Source organism: Paraburkholderia piptadeniae, from assembly GCF_900007165.1.
Lineage (GTDB): Bacteria > Pseudomonadota > Gammaproteobacteria > Burkholderiales > Burkholderiaceae > Paraburkholderia > Paraburkholderia piptadeniae.
Window position 1 is genome coordinate 1 of record NZ_CYGY02000131.1, and the last position, 4,886, is coordinate 4,886.

General features: G+C 63.6%; 4 protein-coding genes. 2 read left to right on the top strand and 2 right to left on the bottom strand.

The features are described from left to right. The first annotated feature begins 65 nt into the window (after nt 1–65). Both pta and BN2476_RS42415 read left to right on the top strand, forming a co-directional pair. On the top strand, nt 66–1,100 hold the full coding sequence (pta, locus tag BN2476_RS42410; protein ID WP_087740115.1) for a phosphate acetyltransferase: 1,035 nt from the start codon (nt 66–68) through the stop codon (nt 1,098–1,100). A 36-nt stretch (nt 1,101–1,136) separates the two neighbouring features. Then, a complete protein-coding gene (locus BN2476_RS42415; RefSeq protein ID WP_087740116.1) occupies nt 1,137–1,898 on the top strand; it encodes a sulfite exporter TauE/SafE family protein in 762 nt (253 codons plus the stop codon). A 13-nt stretch (nt 1,899–1,911) separates the two neighbouring features. On the opposite strand, the gene BN2476_RS42420 is transcribed toward BN2476_RS42415, so the two are convergent. Continuing rightward, entirely contained in the window at nt 1,912–3,648 is a 1,737-nt protein-coding gene (locus BN2476_RS42420) for a cobaltochelatase CobT-related protein (RefSeq protein ID WP_087740117.1), read from the bottom strand. Further along, entirely contained in the window at nt 3,645–4,640 is a 996-nt protein-coding gene (locus tag BN2476_RS42425) for an AAA family ATPase (RefSeq protein ID WP_173819727.1), read from the bottom strand. Before BN2476_RS42425 ends, BN2476_RS42420 begins: the two co-directional genes overlap by 4 nt. Between the last annotated feature and the right edge of the window lie 246 nt (nt 4,641–4,886).

Genomic DNA, 4,886 nt, shown 5'->3' on the forward strand with positions numbered 1-4,886 from the left:
CGTTCCCCGGCAACTTCAGACCGTGCCGGGGAACGTTGCTTGTGCCATCACAACCCATCGTCGCCATGAAACCCATCTACCGCATCATCGAGAGCGCGCGTCAATCGCCCATGCGTATCGTGCTGTGCGAGTCCGAGGACGCGCGCGTGCTGCGCGCCGCACAGCGCGCGACGCAGGAAGGTATCGCCCGTATCGTGCTGGTCGGCGACACTGTGCCAACCCGGCAAGCCGCCGAGAAAGAAGGCATCGATCTCACCGGCATCGAGCTTGTCACGCCTGCCACCTCACCCCTTTCCCGGCAATTCGCTGACGAACTGTTCGCGCTGCGCAGCAAGAAAGGCATGACGCGCGACGAGGCGCAGCGCGAAGTGCTCAATCCGCTTTGCTTCGCGAACCTGATGGTGCGCCTCGGGCACGCCGACGGATCGGTTGCGGGTGCAGTCAACACCACGGCCGACGTCGTGCGCAACGCGATTCAGATCATCGGCATTCGCCCGTCGTTCAAGCTCGTGTCGAGTTTCTTCCTGATGATGCTGTGCGAGCCCTTCCATACGATGAAGGGCGGACTGATCTTTTCGGACTGCGCGCTCGTCGTCGAACCCGACGCCGTGCAGCTCTCCGAAATCGCGATGGCCGCCGCGGACAGCACCCGGGCTCTGCTGATGGAAGAGCCCAGAGTGGCGATGCTGTCGTTCTCCACGAGCGGCAGCGCGCACCACGCCGCCGTCGACAAGGTTGTCGAGGCGACACGTCTCGTCAAGGAAGCACGCCCGCATCTGGCCATCGACGGCGACGTGCAACTCGACGCCGCAATCGTCGCCGAGATCGCAATGCGTAAGGTTCATCATTCGCAGGTCGAGGGCCACGCAAACACGCTGATCTTTCCAAGCCTCGAAGCGGGCAATATCGGCTACAAGCTCGCGGAGCGCATCGGCGGTGCGAAGGCCATCGGCCCCTTGCTGCAAGGCCTGCAAAAGCCCGCCAACGATCTTTCGCGCGGATGCAGCGAGGATGATATTTACTACGTGATTGCAGTAACCTGCGTACAGGCACATGCAGCGCTCGGAGTCCTGCCCGCAGATGAACACGCATCATCATGATTCGAAAGCAGGTGTCAGGGGGGCCCTGCCCCCATCATGACCCTCGACAAGCTGATTCCTCTTCTGGCGCTGATGGGCGCCGCAAGCTATTTCCAGACCGTGACGGGCTTTGGGCTCGGCATGATCGTGATCGGTGTCGCAAGCGGAACGAACCTCGCGCCCGTTGCAAGCGTGGCTGCGCTCGTCAGCGTCGTGACGCTCGCGAACTGTTCGATCGCCCTGCCCGGCAAGCTGCATCACGTCGATTGGCGCGCGGTGGGCGCTGCCACGCTCGGCATCGTGCCTTCCGTGATTGCGGGCGTCGCGCTACTCGATTACCTGAGCGCCGCTGCATCGGCAGTGCTGCATCTGCTGCTGGGCATCGTCGTGCTGTATGGCGGCATCGGCTCTGCGTTGCGGCCCGCTCCACTCGAACAGCGTTCGGGTAATCGCGGCTTCTTCGTGAGCGGTGTGTTCGGCGGGCTGCTGAGCGGCATGTTCGGCATATCGGGGCCGCCACTCATCTATCAGTTCTATCGACAGCCCCTGTCCGTCACGCAGATCCGCTGCGCGCTAATCGTTCTGTTCGGCGAGACTGCCGCGATCCGCACGGCATTCAGTGCGTCGACGGGCCAGTTGAACTCCGCCATCTGGATACAGGCAGCGATCGCACTGCCTGTCGTCAGCCTGGCGACACTGGCGGCGCGTCATCGACCGCCGCCGCTGTCAGGCGTGATGACGCGGCGCGTCGCGTTCGGTGTGCTGGTGATCATCGGCGGACAGCTCGTGTTGACCTCCGTCTGGCGGCTTGTCGCGTAGCGCTTATCCGGCGCTATCTGCCGCGCCGTCCGGCCGCACCGATAAAGCCCACGATCCCGGCAAGCAAGGTCATGTCAGGCGGCGCCGAAAGGTCCACGGCCAGCGAATGCCGATAGTACGGACTGAGATCGAGCCCGATACCGAGCCCCAGCACTTCGACATCGCCCGCCGCCCGCTGCTCGCCGATCACCTGCTTCAGATGATTGTCGAGGTAGTAAGCGTCGTTGGCCTGGTGGGTCGCGGCGTCCATCGGGCTGCCGTCTGAGACGACGATCAGGATGCGCCGGTTCACGGCATGCGCGCGCAACCTGTTGCACGCCCACTCGATGGCTTCGCCGTCCACGCCCTCGCGAAAGAGATCGCCCTTGAGCAGCGCGGCGATATCGGCGCGCGCGCGTCGCCAGCTCGTTTCGGCATCCTTGAACACGAGATGGCCCACTTCGTTGAGCCGCCCCGGATGACGCGGCCGCCCCTGCGCCAGCCAGTCGAGCCGAGCGCGGCCGCCGTTCCATGCGCCCGTCGTGAAGCCCAGCACTTCGCTGGCGATGCCCGCCGAGTCGAGCGCGCGCGTCAGCACATCGATCAGCATCGCGACGGGCTCGATCTGCGCTCGCATCGAGCCCGAGCAGTCGATCAGAAAGCTCACCATCGATTCGGCAATCAACGTGTGCCGCTCAAGGCGAAACAGGCGCCGCTCGGCGGGCGAGCTGACGAGTTGCGCGAGCCGCCTTCCGTCGATGCGTCCATGTTCTTCGCCAAACGACCAGCCGTCGCGCTGCGGCACGGCGAGCGCGGCCTTCAACGCGCGCGCGAGACGCGGCACATTGAGGGCCTGTGCGCCGATGCGTTCGTCGAGGCGTTCGCGATACTCCGCAAGCAACGCCTTGCGCACGAGCGTTGCCGCATAGGACTCGCGATCGTAGCGGGTCGTGAAGACGCGATAGCCCTGCTCCGACGCTCGCAGCACGCGGCTCTCGCCCGTGTGCGCGAGCGTGATGCCTTCCTCATCACCGTCTTCGAAGTCGAGAAAGAGCGAGAACGCATTGCGCGCCGCCTCGTCGTCTTGCTGATCTTCGGCTTCGTCGGGCAGACGCGCGGCGCGTTCGGCGTCGATCATCTCGCTGATCTGCCGCGCCAGTTCGAGCGCGTGTTCCGCGAACGCGCGTTGGTCGCCACGCGTGCGTCGCATGCCGGCAAGCGGCGCGCCGATCAGGGGCGCAATGGAAGCCCGCGTCGCTTCGATCAGACCTTCCGTTTCCTCCAGCACCGGCCAACCCGACAGACGCGACCAGCACATCTGGGCCACGCTGTAGAGCAGCAGCCCGAGATGTCCGTCAACGATCGCCGAGCGATGCATGTCGCGCGACCACGCTTCGAAGCGGCTCCGCAAATTCTGCGCAAGCCCCGGCATGCCTTCGGGCAGCAACGATTCGCAGCGCAGTTGTTCGAGGAGTTCGAATAGCAGCCGCTGAACGGAACCCTCCGGCAACAGCCGACGATGCAGTTCGGCATCGGAATGCCGTACCCGCAATGCCGCGCCATCCGCCGCGCCGCGCGACGACGCGAACGTGTCTTCTGCGAAGGCCGTTCGCAGATGCGGCGCATGAATCGGCAGCGGCTTCATGTTCCGGCACAGCCGACCGTTGCTGTAATGAAAGGTGGCATCGCCCGTGAGCGCGCGCACGGTCGCTGCACGCAGCGCGTCGCCGCGCGCAGCGCGCCGGGCCGCTTCGCGATCGGACGACTTCATGGCGTTGCCAGGGTGAGCACGTTGCCGCTTTCGAACGAAGCCAGTTCCTTGCCGAACGCGCGCTGGAAGTATTCGGCGACGACCGGCCGCTCGGCTTCGTCGCACTTGTTCAGGAACGTCAGGCAGAAAGCGAGGCCCGGATCGCGAAAGATCCTGATGTTCTCCGCCCAGTTGATCACGGTGCGCGGCGACATCAGCGTCGACAGATCGCCTGCCGCAAAGCCTTTGCGAGTCAGTTCGGCCACGCTGACCATCGATTCGACGAGCGCGCGGCCTGCTGCGTCGTCGAGCTCGGGCGCACGCGCGAGCACGATCGCCCGCTCGTCCTCGCGCGACAGATAGTTCAGCGTCGCCACGACGTTCCAGCGGTCGATCTGCGCGTGATTCAGCGTCTGCGTGCCGTGATAGAGCCCGTTGAGATTGCCGAGTCCGACGGTGTTGGTCGTCGCGAACAGCCGGAAACACGGGTGCGGATGAATCACGCGGTTCTGGTCGAGCAGCGTGAACTTGCCGTCGGTTTCGAGGATGCGCTGGATGACGAACATCACATCGGGGCGACCCGCATCGTATTCGTCGAAGATCAGCGCGACGGGGCGCTGCAACGCCCAAGGCACGATCCCTTCCTGAAACTCGGTCACCTGATGATCGCCGCGCACGACGATCGCATCTTTGCCGACGAGATCGAGCCGGCTGATGTGGCCGTCCAGATTGACGCGAACGCACGGCCAGTTCAGGCGCGCGGCAACCTGTTCGATGTGAGACGACTTGCCTGTGCCGTGCAGCCCTTGAACCATCACACGCCGGTTGCACATGAAGCCGGCGAGAATCGCCAACGTCACCTCAGTGTTGAAGCGATAAACCTCGTCGATTTCCGGAACGTGATCGTCTCGCTCGCTGAAGGCGGGCACTTTCAGATCGACATCGATGCCGAACACGCTGCGCGCGTCCACCATGCGATCCGGCTTGCTAGTCACGATATCGGTCACTTCCATCCTCCTGTTCGAACGCGATCACGAACGCATGCCCCATCATAACGTCATTATTTTTTAGATACAAATCGTTCCGTTAATTGTTTTTATGGGTTGACTGCGGCTTTCTTTCATCCTAAATTCGTCTCATACATCTTATTTGGAACATTACGTTCCGTTTAATTAACTGGAGACGCCATGAGCGAGCAAGATCCGGCCACTTCCGCCCCGCATGCCACCACCGCCAGCCTCGGCCCGCAGGACATGACC

Bases quoted from the DNA above. Each gene is read 5' to 3' on its own strand.
- BN2476_RS42420 (WP_087740117.1), bottom strand. From the start codon at position 3,648: ATGAAGTCGTCCGATCGCGAAGCGGCCCGGCGCGCTGCGCGCGGCGAC.
- pta (WP_087740115.1), top strand. From the start codon at position 66: ATGAAACCCATCTACCGCATCATCGAGAGCGCGCGTCAATCGCCCATG.
- BN2476_RS42415 (WP_087740116.1), top strand. From the start codon at position 1,137: ATGACCCTCGACAAGCTGATTCCTCTTCTGGCGCTGATGGGCGCCGCA.
- BN2476_RS42425 (WP_173819727.1), bottom strand. From the start codon at position 4,640: ATGGAAGTGACCGATATCGTGACTAGCAAGCCGGATCGCATGGTGGAC.